Genomic DNA, 23,655 nt, shown 5'->3' on the forward strand with positions numbered 1-23,655 from the left:
TTACAATTTCAGAATTTATAATTCTCATTTAGGTTGTTAAAATGTTGCATTCATGATTTTTAATAGACTTTAATTCTATTGATTAACAACACGTTTAAAGTTTAATCTAAAAAAAACAGCATCTAAAATTTAGATGCTACTTTTTTATAGAGATAAACCAATCCTATTCTTTAATCAGTTTACGCGTAACTGAAAATTTATCACCATCTAATTTTAATATATAAATCCCTTTTGGATAATTATTTACATTAATTTCTAGCTCTTTTGAGTTAACACGTTCTGTCGCCAAAACTTGTCCAGACACGTTTAATAATGTATATTGTTTAAGTTCAGCATCATGAGACAGCACTTTTAATGAGTCTGTAAAAGGGTTAGGATAAATAGTCGCATTAATTTTATTTATTATTTTTGTACTTAAATTTTTTTCCGGAGCAAAAATTTGAACCTCTGCTAATGTTAATGCTCCTGGATTATTTAATTGAATTTTAACAATCTGCCCCGTTATACTACCTGTTTCAATTACAAGTGCTTGATCTGGATAATCAGCATACGTTTCTGTAAAAATTACAGTTCCTCCGTTATCTGTGACCGTTACTGTAAAATCAGATAAATTAGCTTTACTACTGCTATCGGTTCTATTAAAAATATTAATTTCTCCTATTTCTTTATCTGCACCTAGGTCAACCTGCCACCAAGGATTAACACCAGAAGTATGCGTAATAGATCCATTTCCTCCAGCAAAGCTACCCGCAATATTTCCATCAATGGCACGTGATGCCTCCATAATCCATGTTCCAGTTGTAACGGACTGTGTAGCTGTACCGTTTAGTGCAAGATTGACACCTTGCTTTAAATATTTAGACATATAAACTTCATTGGCTGCCCCAACCTTTCCATTAGATAGATTAATTGTATTTCCCGAATTGTATATCACTAAACCATCAACATTATTCGCAATTGCAGCATCTATACGCGATGTACTTCCGTTACCATTATCAGTATTATTCACTTCAGAATCCCAAACTGGTAAACCTTTTGCAACACCCAAAGCAATAAAGGCAGGCCATTGACTATTATTATAACCTAAGTTATGACTAGTTGCTACTGTAATATAATCAGCTATATTGGTTTGTTCCATTACCTGTATAGATGCTGGAATACCCCAAACACATGGTCCCACTAATTCTGGAACACTAGGAATTAAACCGTTAACATAGTAAGACTCCATATTTGTTTTAATAGTACTATAAATTGTATTCATCTGAGCCGCACTCCAAGCATCCCCAGGCTTCCCGTCTTCATTAAATGGATTAATCCATTTTAAACCAGGATGATCCAACACAAATTGAGATACAACATCAATTACAGTTGCTGTAGCAGCAGCAACATCTTTAGTAGGGATTTTATCAGCACTTAAAAGAGAACCACTTGCAATTCTCGCTGCTCCTGAGTCTTGTGCGGGATTGGCAAAAACAAAGAATCCTTGAGCAATTGCTTGCTCAAAAAAATAATCCATTTTAGCAGGCTGAGGATTTGCACCAACTGGAAAAATAGGAATACGTATTCCATTAACTTTCATAGTTTTAAAACCTTTTAATAAATTATCCACTTGTTCTTCTGTTGTAACGGCTCCTGTAATAAATCGTTGCTTAGTATCTCCCAACACATAATCCATATCATTGGTGTAAATAGTTGTTATACCACTTTGCGCATTTGTATTTTCCATGGACAGTAAAATCACTACAATTATACTCCAATATTCAATTTTCATTTTTTTCATAATATTGATTGGTTAGTTCTGTTCATCCTATCTTTAGTTTTTGCCACTAAAAAGTATTATAAGATTGGTTTTTGATTTTATTATTGAACAATAAATTTTAAAGTTTGTGACATTGGGTTTGTCTCTATTTTCAAAAAATAAAGACCTTTTTCAAACCCTTTAATATTTAGAATAATTGTATTTGAGTCTACATCCATGGCATTATTTAATACAATCTGACCTAAATTATTTATTATTTGAACTTGTACTTTTTCAGAAGTAAAATTTGAATTTAAATGAATCTTAAGCTTATCTCCATTTTTCACAGGATTGGGATATGCCATTATTTTATTTTCTGTTTCTCCACTTAAACCACTAATGCTTAAAGTTTCTGAAAGTAAATTACTCATGAAATTAGACATCTCATATAGGGCATCTTCATGTGATGTTTTTCCTCTACTAAAAAAAGAATGCACTTCACCTGGGTAAATAATTACTTCCGCTTCTCCTCCTGCAGCATTTATAGCGTCTGCAAAACGAATACTTTGATTATGTGAAATTGTAGTATCTGCATCACCATGCATTAATATGGTTGCTGGTGGGTTGTCACTTAAGTGAAAAATAGCAGAATTTGCACTTTCGCTAGGAACATCTTGCTTGTACCAATTTCCTGCACCATAATCACCTCCATCATTAACAAAATCATAAATTCCATTAAAACCAATATAGCCAAGAACATTTGGTAATCTTTGAGACGCCATGGCTGCTAGCGGAGTTCCTGCAGATCCTCCACTAAAAAACACTTTGGTCATGTCTAAGTTATAAGTCTCTGCATTGTCTATTGCCCATTGGTATGCCCTATCTACATCTTCTTCTGCATAAGAATACGTACCACCAGAACCTACACATCTATATGAAATTGATAAGGTTACAATTCCTAAACTTTTTGCCAAATAATCTTTATGCAAAGAGTAGTCCGCACTAGAGGTTTCTGCAGAACCTCCTTGCCAACCACCACCATGAACAAAAATATGAACGGGAAATTTTTCAGTAGTATTTTCATCAATCACAGGTGTGGTTATTTTGATAGGTAATTTATGTCCTACTATATTTTCTCCAGTTCTAGAAACATAATCAATAACAGCTATAGGCTCAGCTAATTGATAGGTTTCAAACTCAAAAGTTTCTTCTGCATCTACTATAAAATTGTAAGTATCACGATTAGCTAAACCAATAATGGCATTCGTAGTAGATTTTAAACCTTCTTGTATTTTTAAAGTAACTAATGATCTAAATGGCCAATTTTCTGTAGGAGTGAAAGTAAGTACGTTTGAGGGAGATAAAACCCAATTACCACTTGCATCAGTTTCGCTTTTATTGATAAAAACTTTTGGGTAGTCTGATGTTTCATCTATATCTTTATCAAACGTTATTACAATAGGAGAATTCACTGGTATTCCTTCTCTAAAATCATCATCTACAGGTGCTATTTTAGTTATAGAAAATTCTGAAATTACAAGTTCTGCATATTCAGTAGCGAGTCTGTTATATTCATTTTGAAATGCTGTTTCATCTAGAGTTCCGTCGTACATAGTCAACTCAACTACTTCGGTATGATTATAAGTTTGTGCTCCTGCTACCTCTTCAAAAACATTGAATTTAAGGTTTTCATTAGTGTTAACGCGCATCGTATTTGTAATAGTACCAGAAGTTATAATAGGAGAAGTACTATCAAAATATTTATAATTTCCTGAAGCATCTATAGAAAATCCAAAAAAGAAATAATTATTAGCGGGTATTTCATTGGTCCCAATATTAACACGTGTGTAATTGGGTCTTGCATAATCAAAACCAATTTTACCATCTTGTAGCCTTATAAATCTAATTCCATAACATTTAGAAAACCCTTCGCTCATATCGTAATTCCCCAACAATGAAGCCGGTTTGCCCGTTTGTACATTTTCTGATTTACCTACGTAAAAAACACTATAAGTATTGTCTGAAATAGAAGTATTTGAACCTTCTAACTCAAGAAAAGAACCGTCTTTACTAAAACCTACATTTACCTTTCCAGGATATGTTTCTAACAATTTATCTCCACCAAGAGCTATGTTGCTTTGTGTAGCATTACCATAACCTGAAACTTGATTTTCCCAAAGCGTTACAGAACCTAGATTATCTTCTATAATTCCTGTATTGTTTTCTAAATAAAGTACTTTGGTTTGACTATTTACTGTAAAAAAAGCTAATACAGTAATGAAAGCTAATACGTTTTTCATAAAATTATAATTTTATTTAATTTGTATAAATCTGAATCATTTCTTTTAATTTTTCAAAGTTTTTGTCTGCCATATTATTTTTTTGAGCAACACCTTCTAAAAAATTAAATAATTTATATTATTGTGAACATCCCATTTTCCGCACGAACTTATTACTGAGATTCTTATAGGAAAAGCCACCAGACAGTTACGTATTTAACAGATGGTGTTTGAATTCCTACAGCTACACTAGATAAGAATTTTCAAGTTGACGAAATCAAATGTATTTGACAGTTTACTATATTTCGAGAAGCTGATACATCAACCGAAAACAAAACATTGCTTGCCACTGGAGTAAAAGTTCTTTAAGCCGATGGTTGCGTTGTATTGTGTTAAAGCTTTAGTTTACCATTATCTACTATTACACGTCCGAAGGTGTTATGTTTGGTGCATTATGTAGGTAATGAACTTATGGTTTTAAAACTATCATTTACAATACTTCCACATATAGTTGTTTGAGCATAGCTAGTTAATGATAAAAGTAATATTGAAATAGATAGTAATATTCTTTTCATTTTATTGGTTTTTAGTTTAGTCTTTCAAAACTATTACAATTTCTTAGTTTATAATTCTCAATTACAGCGTATAAATGTTGCATATGATAGATTTTAATAAACTTCAATACTATTGATTAACAACTCGTTTAGAGTTTTACAAAAAAAAAGCAGCATCTAAGTTTTAGATGCTGCTTGTGAATTAAAAAAAGTTTAGGTTTTAATTATTTCAATATTATCTCAATAACAGGAATTTCAATATTGGGCTTAACCACTGGTAGCCTTAAATTTACATCTTGCTCAGCGAGTTCTTTTTTTCCCCAAGCACCATGAGGATTTTTAATTTGTATTTCAGACATATCATGTAAAAACTGAGCATATTTAATTTTCCCCTTCATACCTTTAAGTGTGAAATTTTCTAAAGGATAATCTAGTAAGTGAATATAAAGTCTATTAGTAGTTGGATTATAAGTTAAAATTGAATTATCAGGCACCTGAAACGTATCGGGAGCTTGTGTGCATCCATAGATGGCGCGTCCGTTATACTTCATCCAATCACCCATTTTTGATAAGGCTTTTTTTGCACGATAATCTATTTCTCCTCTTCCAGTTGGACCTACGTTTAGTAAAACGTTACCTCCCTTGCTTACCGATTCTATTAACAATACCAATAATTGTTTGTTATCTTTCCAAGTTAATTCATCTCTATAATACCCCCAAGAACCGCTAAATGTTTGGCAGGTTTCCCACGGAATTTTTTTACCTTCGTAAGTTGGCCATTCTGACACTTTGAATTGTTCTGGCGTTGTAAAATCCCAACCACCTTCATAATCTAGTATATCTAATCTATCATTAACAATAATACCCGGTTGAAGTTTTCGAATGAGTTTCATAAGTTCTACAGATCCCCAGTCGTCTTTTCCTTTTCCATTCTTCCCTGGTATGGAATAATCTAACCAAAGCATGTCCACCTGCCCGTAATTTGTTAGAATTTCGGTGACTTGATTTTTTAAGTATTCGCGATATTTACCCATATCGCGATCCTTATTTATGGTTTTATAGTCCTTATCGTTTTTAGGAGCTAATGGATGTATTCTGTCAATAGTGTATTCTGGATGTTTCCAGTCAATAATGGAGTAGTAAAAACCTATTTTCAGCCCTTCGGCTCTAAAGGCTTCAACAAATTCCTTTATGGCATCTTTACCATAGGGTGTATTTGTTACTTTATATTCGGTATATTTAGAATCGAATAACGTAAAGCCATCATGATGCTTTGTTGTGATTACAGCATACTTCATCCCTGCTGCTTTTGCTAATTTAGCCCATTCTTTTGGGTTGTATAAGTCTGGATTGAAATTATCAACATATTTTTGGTAGTTCTCATCAGAAATCTTTTCCCGTGTTTTTACCCATTCATGTCTAGCGGCGAGTGAATATATTCCCCAGTGTATAAACATACCAAATCGATCGTTTGTCCACCAAGCCATACGTTCCGTTTTTTCCTGTTCGGTTTCATCCCATATTTTTTTCTGCTGGGCAATTAAGTTTAAATTAATAATACCAATTAAGCAAAGGATTATTAGTTTTTTCATGTATATGTTATTTATGTTTTTTTATTAATTCTATTTTTTAGTTTTTTTTCAAGTACCAAATATCTTTTTGCTATAGGGAATTGTAACTTATAATTTATCTATTTCTTCAAACTTTCAAAAATTTGAATCATTTCTTTTAGTTTTTCAGGATTTTCTTTTGCTAAATTGTGCTGTTGACCACGATCTTTTTTCAAATTAAACAACTGATATTCCGATGAAATTCCGGTTTCTATATTTACTTTTATATTTAATGGCACCCCTTTATTTGGAGGAATCATTATCCAATCGCCACTTCGTAGAGCTGTTTTGGAATTTGCCTCTAAAATAAGATGTTCACGTCCTTCATTTGAAATTCCTAAAAAAGCATTTAATATGTTTTGACTATCGGTTGCTGTAGTGTTTACCCCTACTAGACTTGATAAGGATTCTAATAAATCTATTTGACACACCAAAGCATCGGATGTTTTTGGTTGGATTTGACCTTTCCAATAGGTAATAAATGGCACACGTGTACCAGCATCAAATAAACTATACTTCCCGCCTCTTAAACCTCCTGATGGCTTATGATTTCCTAATTTTTCTACAGCATCATCATAATAACCATCGTTTAGAACAGGACCATTATCGCTAGAGAAAATAATTAAGGTATTTTCCAAAACTCCTTCTTCTTCCAAGGTTTTCATAAACTCACCAATACACCAATCGGCTTCTAAAATGACATCACCTCTCGGCCCCATACCAGATTTACCTTCAAATCTAGGATGTGGAGTTCTTGGCACATGCGGTTGCTGCATGGCGTAATACAAAAAAAACGGTTTCTCTTTATGATGTTTAACATAGGTTTTTGCTTTATCAAGAAAATGATCTGCCATATCAATATCACTCCATTTTGCAGCAGTTCCACCAGCCATATACCCTATTCTAGGCACGCCATTCACCATACTGTTATTGTGCCCATGGTGCCATAACATAGTTTGCATTTCTGGATTTGAGATTGCAGTAGGTTCACCTTCAAAGTTGCTTTTATAATTTACTTGTATGGGGTCATTTTTATCTAAATTAACAACATTACCATTTTCTATATAAACTGTTGGCACACGATCTTGTGTCGCTGCCATGATGTAGGCTTCATCAAAACCAACTTCATTTGGTCCTGGTTTTATGGTTTCATTCCAGTTAACCTGTCCTGTTCCTAAACCAAGATGCCATTTTCCTATAATTGCGGTTTGGTAACCAGCTTTAGACAGTGCTTTTGGTAATGTTTGTATGTTGGTATCTAGTAATAGAGGCGCATCGCCTGGTAATATTTTGGCATCTTTATTTTTCCATGGATACACGCCCGTCAATAAGGCATAACGACTTGGCGTACAGGTGGCCGATGATGCATAACCATTTGTAAATTTAATACCACCATTAGCTAATTTGTCTATATTAGGTGTTTCAAGTTCTGTGGCACCATAGCTACTTAGGTCACCATAACCTAAATCGTCCAAATAAATAACGACGATGTTTGGTTTTTTGTTTTTAGAAACAACATCTATTGAAGATATTTTAATATTGTTTTTACAACTAATATTAGTGAGTGCAATTGCAAAAAGAAAAGTAAATAATTTAATTTTCATCATGTTCTATGGCTATTTATCTTAATATTTATTAGCAGTTACTTTTTTATAAATTCAAAATAAAGTAAATAGTTTGATTTAAATCAAACAAAAAAATCACAAAATACTTTTTGTTAAAAATAATTCTTTTTTTGAAATTTAAATTCTAAATTAAGACATGAAAATGTTGCAAAAAAATGGTTATTATTGCCGGTATAATAAACTATAGCTTACGCTAATACAAATACAAAAATTAAAATAGAAACAAAAACCTTTAAATCAAAAAAGCTTAGCAATGATATCATTACTAAGCTTTAATCACGAACTCTAAATCTTAAATAATCTGTATCGGTTATTTAGGACGTGACAAAAAATAAAATTATTGCTTAATAACTTTAATTGATGAAATATCTAAACCTTCATTGTTTTTAGCTTTTACAATATAAACACCTTTATTAAGGTTACTCATATCAACACCACTTAAAACTCTTTGAGCACCTACTTTAGCACCTAAAATATTATAAATTTCAACAGAATAAACATCGTTTGAAGAAAAATGTAAGTAATCTACAACTGGGTTTGGATAAGCACCTAATGCTGTTTTTTCTGAAGAATCTAATCCTAAAACTTCTGCTGCTTCTATAATAGATGAAAAGTCTTTCCAAACATCTGCTGCGTCATAAGTGCTTTTTGTACCAAATGGCACAGTTAAAGTAGCGTTGGCAGTTACATCATTAAATATTGATACATTAGCATGAACTCCTTTTTCAAGAGCAATTAATGTTGGATACTCAACTATTACCTCTGTTAAACTAGTACAACTCTTAAATATGTTAGCGTTAACACTAGAAATTTCAGTTACAGTTGAAGGAAAAGTTATAGATGTAAGTGCACTACAACCATTAAAAATTCCAGTAGAAATAGATTCCATTGCAGGCATATTAATACTTTCAAGAGCAGTACATTGCCAGAATGTTAAACCAGCATCTGGATAAAATCCAAGAGCGAATGCAAGTGGTAAATCTACTGTTTTTAAAGCTGTACATTTTGCAAATGCTTGTCCAGCCAATCTAGTAGCTCCTTCTACAACTAAAGATGTAATTGTAGTGTTTTGAAAAAATGCTTTTTCACCTATTATTGTAATAGCGTATTCTATTCCTCCTTCAGTTACAGATGCAGGTATTACTAAAGCTTCTGGTATTGTAGCTCCATCAACTGTTCCTGTAAGATTAACTGTATTTGGTGATCCAACAGGATCAGCAAGGGTAGTAACTTTGTACTTAAAAATACCCTGTTCAAAAGTTTCATCAAATGCAAGTTGCGCATTTGTTAGTGTTACGGTTAATAACGTCATAAATAATAGTAATGTTTTTTTCATTTTATTTAGTTTTAAAAATTGGTTAATAATTTTTAAATTTACGTAAAACACTCTTTTTCAATAGGTTCTAATAGTATCATATTATGGGTAACAATGTTGCATTTTACTTTTTATATTTCATAACCTAATAATTTATACTTCTTTTAGGATTCAAATTGATTATCTATTAAAAAAGTACAGGTGAAAAATTATTGTCTTCACCTTAGGTAAGTGGTATTTGCTTTGTGGTATTAAAATTCCTGATTTTACATGTCACATAGACTATTCGCCTCGCTTTTAATAGCATTGCAACAATTAAACCCAGTGTTTGAGATGCTTATACATTTTAATCCTTTTATTTTTGAGAGACCAATTATAAACTAAACATACTATGAAAAAATTCAACTTAGCAATTCTTTTTTTTGTTTTAATTATGAGTTGTAGTAAAGATTCAACAAAAGAAGAGACGGTAGATATCAATCTCGAATTCACTCAATTTGAAGTCACATTGTCTACAGGTGAAAAGTCTATAGGAATTATTGATAATGACAATAATAGTATAACACTCCCCAACATTACAGACCCTTCAGAAATTATATCTGTAACTTATCAATATTCTGATGATGTAAAACTTATAACTCCAAAACCAGAAACAAGAATTGGTGAATGGAAAATCACAGAAAAATTTAGACTTCATACCACTTCATACTACAAGGAATTCAAAGTAAGCATTCCAGATTACGAAAAACCTACATATACAAATAAAGCAACTATAGCCCCTCTTGAGAGATTTGGTAGGGTTACAAAATATCATTTGTTAGATATTAATCATAATCCTGGAACGCTATCAAACATCGATAGAGCAAATCTTGTTTTTGGCCAAGCAGGCATGAATGGTCTTAGAATCCCCATATATTGTGGAGATTATTACGGAGGTCACCCAGAAGAAGGTGTGGTGGTAGAAAGTGTTTACGCCACTGCTTTAAAATCTATAGAGAATGCGAAGTTAGCTTATAATGGCAGTGAGCCATTTATGATTTTTGCCGGTCTTAAAGTAATGACTTCTAATAAGGCAGAATATTATCCTGATTGGGTTACAACAGAAATAGACAATGTAGCCAACCCAATTAAATATGCTCAATTAGTTGTTGATTATATTAAGTTTATGCACGAAAAAGGACATACAATAAATGCCTTTGCTTTTGATAAAGAAGCTGCCAGAATGGATGTTGAAGATTTTAAAATAGCTGTAGATACTTTAAGAGCAAGAACGGCGAGACTTGGTTATGTAGTTCCTAAAATTGTGGCTCCAGAATTATACAAACCATTAGGACAAAATGGGCCTATGGATGATTTATACGATGCTAATGGAGAAAGTCATTTTGATGTCTTTGGGAATCACTATTACCAAGGTCACCATAATGTAAATAATTTTCCAGATTTAAAATACGAATATGACTTAGCACAAAGTGATACATATCGTGAAGCATGGGCTACTGAAGCACATTGGGATGGTCTTAGCTGTAGTTCAGCCTATGAAAATGCTACAGATCTTTGGACAGGTGAAACAGCTCTTGGATGTATGTTTGATTGGACTGATTTGGGGTTAGATTTATTAAGTTGGTGGGATTATCCAATATCTGGCGGGAATTCACCAAGACATTATATTATTAGAGCATACTCTGAGGCATTAATTAATTCGCAACCCATACGAATGCTCGATCATGATGGAGAAGAAACATTAACGAGATGGAAATTACATAGTAGAGCCTATATAAAGGGCAATGAAGTCAATGTGTTTTTCATCAACGTTGTGAATCCATGTGTTACAGATTTTACACCCATTTCTTACGAAGAATATCCTATAGGAATTCTAGATGGGTTTAAAATTGATGGTAATATAAGCGTAACGCAATGGGATAACAATGATGAACCTGAGGGGAATTACATCTCTATATTACCTAATGAAGACAATCAATTTCTGTTAGACATACCACATGGTTCAATTACCCATGTTTCATTTAATATAACAGAATAAAAAACAGCACTAAGTGTTCCAAATTGAATATTTTTAACTTTTTAATCAAATAATTTATGAAAAAAACAATAGTAAGCACTGTCATTTTATCAATGTTTATACTTTCTTGTAAAAACCAAAAGAACAAAAACCAAATAGCTGAAAAAAATGAGACTTTTCAAGAAGAAACCCCCATCCCAACGGCTATCTCAGACGCTTGGAAATTTATTGGAGAGGCCGTAAATGAACCGGGTTATGATGTTTGGGGAAGTTCACCCATACGAGATGAAGAAGGAAATGTACATCTTTTTTCTGCTAGATGGTCATCAGAAACTCCTTTTAAAGAGGCTTGGAGATACAATAGCGAAATAGCGCATTATGTAGCTAAAAAACCTGAAGGGCCTTTTACGTTTGTAGAAACCATAAGAAAAGGTAAAAGAGACGGGAGTTGGAATGCTGCTGGTTTCCACAACCCTAGCATAAAAAAAATTGACGGTAAATATGTATTGGTTTTTATAGCTAATGATGGGGCGCCAGAACATGGCCCTAGTCAAAGAATAGGCATGCTCGTTAGTAATGATATTAATGGTCCTTGGAAAGAAGTACCCAATAAAAAAGAACCTGTATTAAGCCCTCCTAATGATACTGCTATATGGTGTGCCAATAGCGGTTTGGGCGTAAACAACCCAAGTATTATTAAACATCCTAACGGAAAGTATTATTTATATTTTAAAGCCATGGCTGGCCCTAAAGGAACCGGTGCTAAGGTAAGTATGGGCGTTGCCATTTCAGACAACCTAGAAGGCCCTTATACTTTTGAACCCACCCCTATAACGTCTAATAAAGAACGTATAGAAGATGGATATGCTTTTCTTTGGAAAAATAAGGTTTGTTTGTTAACTACAGACAATTATGGTATTTTAGAAAAAGGTGGTGGTTTACTTTGGGTATCAGACGATGGCCTTAAGTTTAACGAAAACCCTTTATCTGGATTTCATAACTATCAAGATTTTTATCTTAATGGCGTGTTCCCAGAGAATGTAAACATCCGCTACGGAGGCAAAAATGTAAAATTTGAAAGACCTCAACTGTTAATGGATGCTAATAATGAACCTGAGTATCTTTATTGCCCTAGTGGTGTTGCTTTAGACGGTAGTGATGGCACCAATAGTTACGTTTTAAAGTACAGTGACGTTTTTAAATAAACACACTATAAGTGAGCTTGAAAAAAGGCTTGAAGAAAACAAAAAAGCAAAGAGTTTTAAAACATTCTTTGCTTTTTTGTTTTCCTAATGTATTGTAATGAGAATTACTTTTGCAACTCCCCAATTAAATCCATAACAGATAATCATTCCTTCCCAGAAACCGTTATAGCTACATATAAAATTCAAATGACTATAATTAATTTATTATCTCTAATGCACCATTAAAAATTAAAACCTCATCTTTTTTTGTTTGCATGGTTTTAACCGTATCATGGTAACGCAACTTCAAAGTATTACCTAATTTAGATGAAATCGAAACGGTCATCAGCTTTCCAGATGCCCACGCCATATCTATTTCAAATCCTTTTTTAGCAACAATCCCTTTTATATTTCCTGATGCCCATGCCTCAGGTAAGGCCGGTAATAGATGAACCTCTCCGTTATGGCTTTGCATAAGCATTTCTGTAATTCCAGATACCACACCAAAATTCCCATCAATCTGAAAAGGCGGATGTACATCCAAAAGGTTTGGTAAAGTTGATTTTCTTTGTAAAGCCAAAATATTATCATAAGCCTTATCCCCTTCTAACAAACGCGCGTAAAAATTAATAATCCATGCACGACTCCATCCTGTATGTCCGCCTCCTTTAGACAAGCGTCCTGCTATTGTTTTTTTAGCAGCTTCAAAAAGTTCTGGTGTTTTAGATTTTGAAATTTGATTAGATGGATGTAACGCATATAAATGAGAAATATGCCTGTGGCCAGGCTCCGCTTCTTCTAATTCATCTACCCATTCTAACAATCTACCGTCACTACCAATTTTAAGTGGAGGCATTTGCGCTATTTTATTTTTTAATATCGCACTAAAATCTTTATCAATATCTAAAATAGCGGCTGCTTGAATGCAGTTATTAAAAAGTTCAAATATGATCTCACGATCCATAGTTGGTCCCATATTTAAAGTCGCTTTCTCACCATCTTTCGTTAAAAAATTGTTTTCTGGAGATACGGATGGTCCTGTAACTAAAAGTCCTGTTTTAGGATCTTCTACCATAAAATCTACAAAAAACAAAGCCGCTTCTTTCATAATAGGATACGCCTGGTTTTTTAAATACTCAGTATCCTCGGTATATTCATAATGAGTAAATAAGTGCTGACACGCCCAAGCGGCTCCCATAGGCCACATGCCATATCTAGCTTTTCCAAAAGCAGCCGTAGAATGCCAAATATCACTGGTATGGTGTGCTACAAAACCTCTAGAGTTATACGTTTTTTTCGCTGTAATACGTCCCATTTCTCTTAAATTACCAATGTACTCCAAAAAGGGTTCATGGCATTCTGCTAAATTGGTCATTTCTGCCATCCAATAATTCATTTGAACATTGATATTCGTATGGTAATCCGAATTCCAAGGTGGCGTAAAACCATCTGCCCAAATTCCTTGTAGGTTTGCTGGTAAATTACCAGGTCTAGAACTACTAATTAATAAATACCTTCCAAATTGATATTGTAATTGTGTTAAATAAGTATCTGTCTCGCCTGCTTTTACTTTATTTAAACGCATATCAGTAGGAATATCATCTGTTTTATTCTCTGATATTTGAAATGAAAGCCTATTGAATAACAACTGATAGTCAGCAACATGTCTATCTAGAAGCTCTTCATAGGGCACTTGTGCGATGCTGTTTAAAGTGTTTTTAGTAGCGGTTTCTGGGTTAGGTGTACGGTAATCACTAGAAGCAACGACTTTTATTAATACCTCATCGGCATTGGTAATTACTAATTTTCCGTCTTTAACTTCTGTTGTTCCTCCTTTAGTCTCAAAATGAACTATGGCGTGAAATTTAACGCCATGACCATTCCCCACATGTTCAGAAAATTCAATTCTATCTTTATTTACTACTATTTTAGTTTTTTCATTTCGTGCAACCCATGAAGCGATATTTATTTTACCGGCTTTATTAGCGGTAAATTTATAAACCATGGCTTTATCGGGAAAACTAGAGAAATAGTCTCTCGTATATTGTACGCCCTCATTTTCAAACTTGGTAGTGACTACAGATTTACTAATGTCTAATTCACGTGTATAATTCATAATAGCATCTAATCCGGCCGATTCCAAAAATAAATTACCCAACATTTGATAAGTACTTTCACCAGCGGGCAACCGATCTGCCAAAATTTTATCTTGTACTAATGCTTCTGCATCCATATAAGCTTCGGCAAATAGCAATTCTTGTATGGTATCAATATATTTCCCGGCATCTATTTTATCGCGGTTGTAATCTTTACCTCCCGTCCAGATGGTCTCTTCATTTAAGCAAATAATTTCTTTATTAGGGTCTCCATAAATCATGGCGCCTAAATTCCCATTTCCAATAGGAAGTCCTTGATTCCATTTATCGGTTGGGTTTTTAAACCATATTTTTAAAGGCGATTTTGTTAATTGTTGATTGTTTAATTCTTGATTCGTTATTTTACAACTAATAAATGACACTAATAAAATGAAAGAAAGTAGCGTTTTTAAAGCGACGCTTGTTTTTGAAATATGAGTTTTTTTTGACATCATGGTATTGTTTTATAATCTGTTTTAAATGCTACTATTAATTTAGTTCAGTCTATTCCTTTTTTATCAATGGTAAGAAAATAGTATAAGAATCATTCTCTTTTTTTATGGCTAAACATAAAACTTGAGGGATATTGTTTTCCGTGTAAACGAAAGGGCGTTCCATACGGTTTGGCAGTAAGAAGCCCTTATCTTCAAGCAGAATTTTTTTATTAGTTATATGGTAGTTATTGGCTTTTTCCCAATTTAAACCATCCGGAGAGGTCATCAATCCAATATAGGAATGCGCATGAAAAACGGCATAAAATAGCGCCTGTTGGTCATCGTACCACATAGAAACATCTTCCGTATCTAAATCCCCTATAACAGGATCTGGCTGGATGGTAAAAGGCCCTTCAGGCGATTCCGAAATGGCTATCGCTTGGTTTCTAATAAATTTTTTCTCATTGGGCTTATCGCCTTTAACGATCAGATAATACATGCTATCTTTTCCCTGACAAATTGCAGGGTTCACGGCAATTGTTTCAATAGGTCCAGAAGGTTCTATTATTGGCTTATCCATGCGTGTCCATGGCCCATTTATAGATGCCGAAACCGCAACACCCGTTCTTTGATTTTTCCGAAGTGCTGCCCGATCTTCGTTCTTTAAAGATGTTGAACTTAGGACTACTAAATCGGAGTCTGTATACCCTTTATCACCTAAATTTGTAGCGATATAATAGAGATAATACTTACCATTAAAATATTTAATTTTAGGATTATGCGCCGTAATGCCGTCCCAATAGCCATTACCTCGCCCTTTTAAAACGGTTTCTTCATAGGCCCACGGTCCTGCGGGGGTGTCTGAAACGGCATGAGCAATTTCAGAAAACGTCAACCAACCGTCAAAAGTGTATGCTCTTTTCCATCGTGAATAAAACAAATGATACTTACCATCTGCTTCCTTTATAATAGAACCTCCCCAATTAAAATAATGAGCATCACGAAATAAGCCTTCTTTTTTTAAAGGCGCAATCATTTCACTTATATTTAAAGTGTCATTTGTTGGTTGTGATATACCAGACACCGGATAGTATAGCAAGCATATCCATGCTATTTTTTTTAGAATTATAAAAACATTCTTATTCATGATTCATTATTTGTCTTCTATTTTTTCTGACGGAACAGCCAATCAATTAAATCGGATTCTTTCCAAGCCCATTCATATGAATTATGACCTACATCTTTATAAATGGTTAGACGTGCTTTATTGTTTTTTTGCTTATAAAGCGCTTCCACCATATCTATAGAGCCCGAGAGTGGTACGGTGGGATCTTTATCACCATGAAACGCCCAAATAGGAATGTTTCTTATTTTTTTAGCCATAGATGGGTCGCCTCCGCCACAAATAGGAACCGCCGCTGCAATCATTTTAGAATAGCGCATCAGGAAATTCCAAGCACCATAGCCACCCATGGAAACACCCATAACATAAATTCTGTTTTTATCAACGGCCTTTTCTAATATTATTTTATCGCAGAGTGCTTTAGCCAGTGTCATTGGTTTACTTATAGGAACATCTGTGAGGGTATATGACCCTTTCTTCCAAGGCACATTCACCCATTGTTGATTCTTAGGGCATTGAGGCATCAGGATGATACAGGGCGTTTTTTCTTGAACTTTTTCATCCATCCATCCTGCAATCCATGAACGTAACTGTTTTAAATTATCATCGCCACGCGAGCCTGCTCCATGAAAAGCTAACAACAAAGGATATTTTTTTTCAGGATTGTAATTTGGTGGTAAAAACAATCTATACGGCATCGTCATACCGTCTTTATCCACATACAAGTGCGCTGATGTGTTGGTCTCATAAAATAAAGGAGGCTGCTCTTTAAGAATATCTGCCGAGAAATGAGTCTCTGAATAGAAGGTTTGAGCAAAAGCAACCTGTGTTAATAAGAAAGATAAGAATACGATGTGTTTTTTCATAACTAGTTCATTTCAAAACGTACTAAATAGGCAGATCCCTTTTTTTGAATCATTGATATGCCCCAACCTGGAGTTTCCGTTTCTGGATTTCCATGCTCTAAATGCGGACGATACAGACCAGGTGCTTTAGGTATATTTTTTAAATTATCTTGTAATACAGTAAAATGCTCGCCATCTTTTGCATAATTGATAGAGGCATTAATGGATGCTAAAGAAGCAATGCCACCGTTTTGCTTCCAAATAAGCACCTCATGACTGTTATCCAATAAAGGCGTTTTATGTTTTTTATAAGGCCCTTCGATAGCCTTAGCATATGCTACACTCATTTTTGTTCGTTTTGGTCCTTCTTCGCCATCTATAAAAGACCTTCCTTTATAATACAATCCTATTTTACCTTCTGTAACGAGTAAACACGCATCATCTATTCTAAAACTATCAAAATCTGAAGCCACATCACTTATTTCTAATACCGGATTGTTTTCCACTCTTACAAACGGCCCGTCTGGACTTTTTGAAACGGCAAGACCTATAGCGGTTATATCTGTTGTAGAATTCCCCTCAAATGCCCTGTTTTTATTACCAGGAGTGGGTTTTACACCCGTATAGTACATATAATAGCTTCCATTATAGGCTAAAATATTAGGTGTAAATACAGAGTGACTATCAAACGTGCCTTCTTCACCTAAACCCAAAGCCATGCCTTGTTCTTGCCACGTAAACCCGTTATCTTTGGAGGTAGCATACCAAATGGTTCCCCAATAACCAGATGTTACAGGGCTATCCATACGGGTGTACCATACATAATACGTGTTATTCACTTTAATAATATCGCTGTTATCTCTTCTGTTATATACCGAATCCATTCCAATACCTGTAATGGGTTGGTACGTAAACGTGACAGATTTTGTTTCTTTAACTAATACCTCACTAGGCTTTTTTTCTTTTTTTAAAGACTGACAAGAAGCCAAGAAACTCATTAATAAAATAGCGATACTTAATTTGAATCTATTCATAAATTTTATCCGTAACATATAATATTATTTTATTTTTTTTGCGATTTTTTTTGCCAATACCTGATAGCCTTTTTCATTCAGGTGCACACCATCCGCCGTGTATTTATAGGCTTTCTTCATTAGTTTATTCACATCTATTACTGTTACCTGTTCTTCTATGGCTAGTTCTTTAATTATAGGGATTACCCATTCATTTAAGTTTTCAATACGCTGGTTTATTTGCGGATCTTTACTTTTTTCATGCTCATAAATTGGCAACGGCGTTAAAACATAAATTTGTGCCTTTTCATTATTGCGCTTGTAAGTCTGTATCAATTTCACATATTGACTTTTAAACTCCTCTTGCGGGGTGCCTACAAATGCCGTTTTTCTATGGGTATCTAAAGTCCACTTTACATTCGCATCATTGGTTCCAAACATTATTAAAACAACATCTGGAGTGAATTTTAATGAATTTTTATAAGGATCTGTTTTAAAGTACGGGTTATTGGTGCCATCAATTAAGGTAGCTCCTCCTTTTCCAAAGTTTTTTACTTGATATGTTTCACCTAGTTTTTCTTGTAAAAATGTAGGGTATTTGGCTTCGGTATTACTGTCTCCTATACAAGATAAGTGTGTGATGTTTTCTGGTAGCGTTGGTTTCCCTTTTAGGCAGCCCAGTTTTTTTAAAAACACATCGGTTTGGTACATGGTTAAATTAAAATATTTGTTTCCAGAATATTTTCTAAAAAAATCGCCATTAAAAAATCCATGACCTACATAATCTACAGCAACCAATTCACATGCATTACCCGCTTCTTTCATTAATTTGGTAAAGCGTTCTGCATTTTCAAAAGGCACAGTATCATCATCTGTACCATGAAATATCAACATAGGGGGCGTGCCTTTTTTTATGTGATGTGTTGGCGATATTTCGGTTTCTCTACCCATCACTTTCTCAAAACCATAGCCTTTTTCTGTAGTATCTAAAACAGGGTTATAGGCAATCACAGCATTGGGTAATGAACTTACCAACACATTCTCATTTAAATTCTCAAATCCATCTATTAAGGCGGTCGTTATGGCAAGATGCCCGCCAGCAGAACCACCACTGGCTATAATTTTATTAGAATCGATGTTTAGTTTTTTCGCGTTTTCACGAACCCAACGAATGGCAGATTTGGCGTCTTCAACAGATTCGAATGGGGACGTACCGTGTATACTTTTCACCCTATACTCTACAGATATTGCCAAAATGCCTCGAGATGCAAAATAGGCACTTTGTTGGTAGAATTGTTTGGGGTCGCCACCTGTCCAACCGCCGCCAAAAAAAAACACCATAACAGCCGTCGGTTTTTTAGCTTTGTGAGGTTTAAATACATGAAGGTATAAAGAATCGCCCTCTATCACTTTGTATACCATTTTACTATCTGGCATGCTGTTTTGAGCCCCACTATTAAAAATGGTACTAACTAGAAGTAAAACGATACCTATTATTTTTTTTGATGTCATTAAGTTACTGTACAATTTAATCTGTTTTATAAGTTTTGATGGCTTGGCCTTCTAAGACCCCTATAAGCAAGTTTAAAACCCTAGGGGTTAAATGTATCTGTTCTAAATGGATAGGCTGGCAAATCCACCTCATTCACTAAATTTACATTTGGTTTCCCTATAAACGCATACCGTATGTATAAAGGTTTCTCTAAACCTGATGTATACACTATTACTTTTTTTCCTTTTATTTTTGCTTCTGCTGGAAACCAATGTCCTGAAGCATCAGACAGCCAAAAACTTGTTGGTGCTTTTCCTGTTGTTGTTTTTAATTTTTTTACATTATTAAAAGAAACAACCATCGTATTTTTTTTTGTTTTCAGCTTTTTAAATGTAGGCCCCATTGCTGGCACCTTGTTATTTAAAACTATATTATGTGCGAACAAAGACAGCCGTTTACCCACTGGCAATTTATCATTAGGGTGAATATTTGCATCATCACCTAAGTCGATGGTATTTGCTACATATGTATTTGGCAACTCCAGTGCTTGTAATTGCGATGCACGCATCCATGCCCAAGAATGGGCTTCAGGACTTTTAGAATCGTTATTTTTATCAGACTCCAATACCTTTCCATAACCAGGAAGCATAACTACCAGAACGTTTAAATCGTCGTCTCCCCAACCGTTCCGGTACCGTTTTATCCATGCCTTTAAAACATCGCCATACTTTAACATCCCCGAATTTCTAGTGTACCATGGTTCTTTTTGCATGCCATACATCGATTGGGCATTTCTTTCCCCTTGATACCACACCAAACCTCTACAAGCGTAAGGTATTAGCGGATGCATCATGGCATTGTATAGAATATTTGTTTGTCTTCTTAAAAAAATATCATCATCTTTTTTCCATGGTTTTGGTCCGTCTAGAATAGCCGTAATTCTATTTTTAGTTTCCTGATCGGCATCAAATTCGTCCATCATTATTTTATAATGGGGTACGATGGCTGTCATATCTCTAGGCATCCACGCTTCTAATGATGAGCTTCCCCAAGATGTTAATATAATACCAATAGGTACCTGTACAGAGGTCTCTAAAAAATAAGCAAATGCTAATGCCACAGCACTATCTGGGTGCGTTGTTTCCCATACGCCTTCGCAGGTGTCTTGAGGCTGAAATGCCACGGTGTTTTTTACTTTAAAACTTCGTATGTTTTTTGCCAACGGTACTATTTTCTTTACTTCTGGGGCACCATTTACGGAAAATTGCATATTCGACTGGCCCGAACAAATCCAAACTTCACCTACTAAAATATCTGAAATGTTTAGCTGTTTCTCATCCAACGAAGAAGATACTGTCATGGTTTTAGGACTAAAACTTGACGGTAAAGGCTCGAAGGTTACTTGCCAATACCCCTTAGAATCTGAAATCGTTTGTTTTTTTGAATCAGCAAGCTGCACATCAATAGTTGCTCCTGCTGCGGCTTTACCCCATACAGGAATTGGCTTATTTTGTTGCAGCACCATATGGTCTTTAAAAAGAGCCCCTAATTGAACGATAGGTTTGTATACTACCTCTGCGTCAGATGCTGTTTGTGCATCACTAGCATATCCCATAGCTAATAGAAACCCTATAAAAAATAAACGCTTATAAGAATGCTTCATTACACCTTATTCTTATTCAAAACTTATTTTAAAAACGTGAGAACTACTGCCATATCCTGGTTTTGTTTGTACCCCTGTCGCTAAATATAAATAAGCCGGTTTCTCATCAATAAAAAGTATTTGAGCACGTTCAAGATGGCCGTCTTTTTTTCCTCTATATGAAACAGCCTCTTTTAAATACGCTTCGCCTACATAATGCTGCAAATCTTCATATGCGCGTTCTGTTTTCTCTGCTGGAAATGAAAAACCATCTCCAGATTTCCATAACAACCCACCCCCACTATTTCCTAAAGAAGCTCTAAAATCGCGGCTTATCATATATACGGAATCTTTCATGGTGAACGCATAGGCATCTTCAAGCGGCATGGCCTCTTCAGTAACACGTGTTGGCTGGTGTATATAGGGACCTTCTACCGCATCGGCCACTACAACACCATACGAATACACATAGCCTTTAGGTTCTTTCCTCACCACCGATTTATGATACAAAAGATATTTACCATTATATTTTATTAATGATGGATTAGATACCCCTAATCTGGCCGTATAATTCCATACGGTACTGTCTTTTGCTTGTCGTAAAATAGTACCATCGGGCTCTCCCCCTTTTGCGGGTCTCCACGTATCATCAAGATTATCTGCCACATACATAACAATACGCTGTGTTTTTAAATCGTCATTCTCATTCACTATAAAACAAAGTTGGTATTGTCCGTCTATATGACTGATCGTAGGATTATGAGGCGAGTTAAAAAGACCATCTTTGTCTTTTACAGCCACTCCCACATATTCAAACGGCCCTTCTGGCCGATCACTCACATAATGTCCAATTTCACAATCTTTATACCAACCGTTAAAATCAGGTTGCGTAGCTGTAGGCCACTGTGCGGCATACAAATGAATCTTGCCGTCTTCCCCTTTTATAGGTGAAGAGCCCCAAACATGCATTCCTTTTTGTTGCGCTGCATCCCCTAGGTATTCAACCTTCATAGACTGGGCTTGCATGCTGTAGGTACTCATTACAAATAGCACGGTGCTTAGCAATAACTTTTCTATTCTCATCATACACTGTTTTTAATTATTTTCGTTTACTTCTTTTAAATCAAATCGTTCTAGGTATTCAATGCCTTTTTTTCCTACCCGGTGCAATCCCCATTCTATGATGGCGCCCTTACCACTATCTGTATAGGCTTCTGGACGGTACGCCCCAGGAGCGCGCGGCACATTTTGGTTCTTAAAACTATAGGTTTTTGTAAAATTAAAACCATCTTCTGCATACATAATCGATTTTACAATATCCTTGGGCCCTACAGTGCCAATCATGGCGGCTACCCCTTTTCCTTGTGGCCAAACCAGTACTTCATGGTTGCCATCTACCACAGGGTTGTTTTTGTATTTTATATAGGGGCCTTCAGGATTATCTGCAACGGCCACACCCATTTTAGTTTCGGAAGGTCCTTTACCCCATGCTCTGCCTTTATAATACAACCAATACTTGCCATCACGCACCAGCACACTCGCATCATCAATACGATGGCTATCAAAAGACGTCGTGTCTACACTAGGAACCATAATCGGATTGGTGCTAAGCTTTGTCCAGGGCCCATCAGGCGAATCGGCTTTGGCAATGCCTATTCTTGTTTTCGATCTCTCCAAGTCAGGATCCAGATACGGATTGTTTACGCCGGTGTAAAAAAGGTAATAGGTATTATTAACGACTAAAACACCTGGTGTAAAACAACCTTCATCATCCCAACTTCCTTCTTTTCCTGGTGGCAGGGCTTCTCCTTTTTCCGTCCACGTATAACCATCTGGCGACGTGGCATACCATGTAGCCCATCTTACATTAAGGCCTACTTTCCAATACCACACATAGTACAAATCTCTTACTTTTATAATATCGCTATTATCCCCTCTTTTAATGTTTGCTTCGGGACCAAGACCTATGGCAGGTGTGTAGCTTGAAGTGACCCATTTTAGGTTTTCCTGAGAAAAGGAATTTGCTGTTCCCAAAACGAACAGACTTAACATAACGCGTATTAATTTCATAAATGTAATTTGTTACGTTTTTAATTATCATGTAGCGGTAAAAACACTGCTACGCTATTTCTTTCAACTATTTTAAACACTTTTTACCTTTTTTTAAGGCCGCTATAATCTTATGGATTTCTCATGCGAATCTGCTGAAATAAAAACACCCATTCTTTACTACAGCGCTATAAAGATGCTATTATTTTTTGAAATCAACATACAAAAAACGGGATTACCCACTATAAATAGTCCTTATGCTATGATTGTCAAAGCTATTCATTATAGTGACATTATAATTCTCATTAACACCCCACAAATGTTGCAAAGCCATCTATTTATACCAAAATAGATATGTAATGCCGTATATTTTTTGTATATTTATAGATGGGAAAAAAAGCAGAAATACACATAAGGGAATCGGTTGAAGACCTAAAAAAACTACTTCAAAAACAGAACACTCTAAAAGGCGAAAAGCGCGTAAAATGCTTGCTTAAACTTAAAGCCGATAAATTTGAGACCCGTCAGTTACTTGCTGATCATTTAGGCATACACATCAGAACGCTGGAGAGGTGGCTGAGCAGCTATAAATTAGCAGGT

General features: G+C 35.0%; 15 protein-coding genes and 1 pseudogene. 3 read left to right on the top strand and 13 right to left on the bottom strand.

Annotated elements, in window-relative coordinates; translation table 11 throughout:
- Positions 1-163: 163 nt before the first annotated feature.
- The 5 genes from ACFFU9_RS05095 to ACFFU9_RS05115 form a co-directional block, all read right to left on the bottom strand.
- Positions 164-1,741, bottom strand: a complete 1,578-nt coding sequence (locus ACFFU9_RS05095; protein WP_379860307.1) for a T9SS type A sorting domain-containing protein — start codon at positions 1,739-1,741, stop codon at positions 164-166.
- 119 nt (positions 1,742-1,860) lie between these two features.
- Positions 1,861-4,038 carry an alpha/beta hydrolase fold domain-containing protein gene (locus ACFFU9_RS05100; protein ID WP_379860308.1) on the bottom strand — a complete coding sequence of 726 codons (2,178 nt, stop codon included), beginning with the start codon at positions 4,036-4,038 and terminating at the stop codon, positions 1,861-1,863.
- 757 nt (positions 4,039-4,795) lie between these two features.
- Positions 4,796-6,163: an alpha-L-fucosidase gene (locus ACFFU9_RS05105; RefSeq protein WP_379860309.1), complete on the bottom strand. Its 1,368-nt coding sequence runs from the start codon at positions 6,161-6,163 to the stop codon at positions 4,796-4,798.
- Between the two features lie 98 nt (positions 6,164-6,261).
- Positions 6,262-7,788 (bottom strand): sulfatase family protein, encoded by a 1,527-nt coding sequence (locus tag ACFFU9_RS05110; RefSeq protein WP_379860310.1) that lies wholly within the window; start codon positions 7,786-7,788, stop codon positions 6,262-6,264.
- Positions 7,789-8,143: 355 nt separating this feature from the next.
- Positions 8,144-9,142: a leucine-rich repeat domain-containing protein gene (locus ACFFU9_RS05115; RefSeq protein WP_379860311.1), complete on the bottom strand. Its 999-nt coding sequence runs from the start codon at positions 9,140-9,142 to the stop codon at positions 8,144-8,146.
- A 370-nt stretch (positions 9,143-9,512) separates the two neighbouring features.
- Between ACFFU9_RS05115 and ACFFU9_RS05120 the strand changes: the two genes are divergently transcribed.
- Positions 9,513-11,159: a hypothetical protein gene (locus tag ACFFU9_RS05120; protein ID WP_379860312.1), complete on the top strand. Its 1,647-nt coding sequence runs from the start codon at positions 9,513-9,515 to the stop codon at positions 11,157-11,159.
- A 56-nt stretch (positions 11,160-11,215) separates the two neighbouring features.
- Positions 11,216-12,343 (top strand): glycoside hydrolase family protein, encoded by a 1,128-nt coding sequence (locus ACFFU9_RS05125; RefSeq protein ID WP_379860313.1) that lies wholly within the window; start codon positions 11,216-11,218, stop codon positions 12,341-12,343.
- A gap of 196 nt (positions 12,344-12,539) precedes the next feature.
- On the opposite strand, the gene ACFFU9_RS05130 is transcribed toward ACFFU9_RS05125, so the two are convergent.
- The 8 genes from ACFFU9_RS05130 to ACFFU9_RS05165 all read right to left on the bottom strand — a co-directional run bounded on the left by ACFFU9_RS05130 (position 12,540) and on the right by ACFFU9_RS05165 (position 23,076).
- The gene (locus tag ACFFU9_RS05130; RefSeq protein WP_379860314.1) at positions 12,540-14,912 is read right to left on the bottom strand and encodes a glycosyl hydrolase family 95 catalytic domain-containing protein; all 2,373 of its coding nucleotides are present in this window, start codon (positions 14,910-14,912) and stop codon (positions 12,540-12,542) included.
- Between the two features lie 49 nt (positions 14,913-14,961).
- Positions 14,962-16,038, bottom strand: coding sequence for a glycoside hydrolase family protein (locus ACFFU9_RS05135; RefSeq protein WP_379860315.1), 1,077 nt, complete (start codon positions 16,036-16,038; stop codon positions 14,962-14,964).
- Between the two features lie 17 nt (positions 16,039-16,055).
- Positions 16,056-16,880, bottom strand: coding sequence for a carboxylesterase family protein (locus ACFFU9_RS05140; protein WP_379860316.1), 825 nt, complete (start codon positions 16,878-16,880; stop codon positions 16,056-16,058).
- 2 nt (positions 16,881-16,882) lie between these two features.
- On the bottom strand, positions 16,883-17,893 hold the full coding sequence (locus ACFFU9_RS05145; RefSeq protein WP_379860317.1) for a family 43 glycosylhydrolase: 1,011 nt from the start codon (positions 17,891-17,893) through the stop codon (positions 16,883-16,885).
- Positions 17,894-17,917: 24 nt separating this feature from the next.
- Positions 17,918-19,384: a DUF459 domain-containing protein gene (locus tag ACFFU9_RS05150; RefSeq protein ID WP_379860318.1), complete on the bottom strand. Its 1,467-nt coding sequence runs from the start codon at positions 19,382-19,384 to the stop codon at positions 17,918-17,920.
- 80 nt (positions 19,385-19,464) lie between these two features.
- A complete protein-coding gene (locus ACFFU9_RS05155) occupies positions 19,465-21,027 on the bottom strand; it encodes a sialate O-acetylesterase (RefSeq protein WP_379860319.1) in 1,563 nt (520 codons plus the stop codon).
- Positions 21,028-21,039: 12 nt separating this feature from the next.
- Positions 21,040-22,092, bottom strand: coding sequence for a glycoside hydrolase family protein (locus ACFFU9_RS05160; protein WP_379860320.1), 1,053 nt, complete (start codon positions 22,090-22,092; stop codon positions 21,040-21,042).
- Between the two features lie 9 nt (positions 22,093-22,101).
- Positions 22,102-23,076, bottom strand: a complete 975-nt coding sequence (locus ACFFU9_RS05165; RefSeq protein WP_379860322.1) for a family 43 glycosylhydrolase — start codon at positions 23,074-23,076, stop codon at positions 22,102-22,104.
- Positions 23,077-23,442: 366 nt separating this feature from the next.
- Between ACFFU9_RS05165 and ACFFU9_RS05170 the strand changes: the two are divergent.
- Positions 23,443-23,655, top strand: a pseudogene (locus tag ACFFU9_RS05170) (helix-turn-helix domain-containing protein); the annotation flags it as partial.

It is taken from the genome of Mariniflexile ostreae (assembly GCF_042427585.1).
Classification (GTDB): Bacteria; Bacteroidota; Bacteroidia; order Flavobacteriales; family Flavobacteriaceae; genus Pseudalgibacter; species Pseudalgibacter ostreae.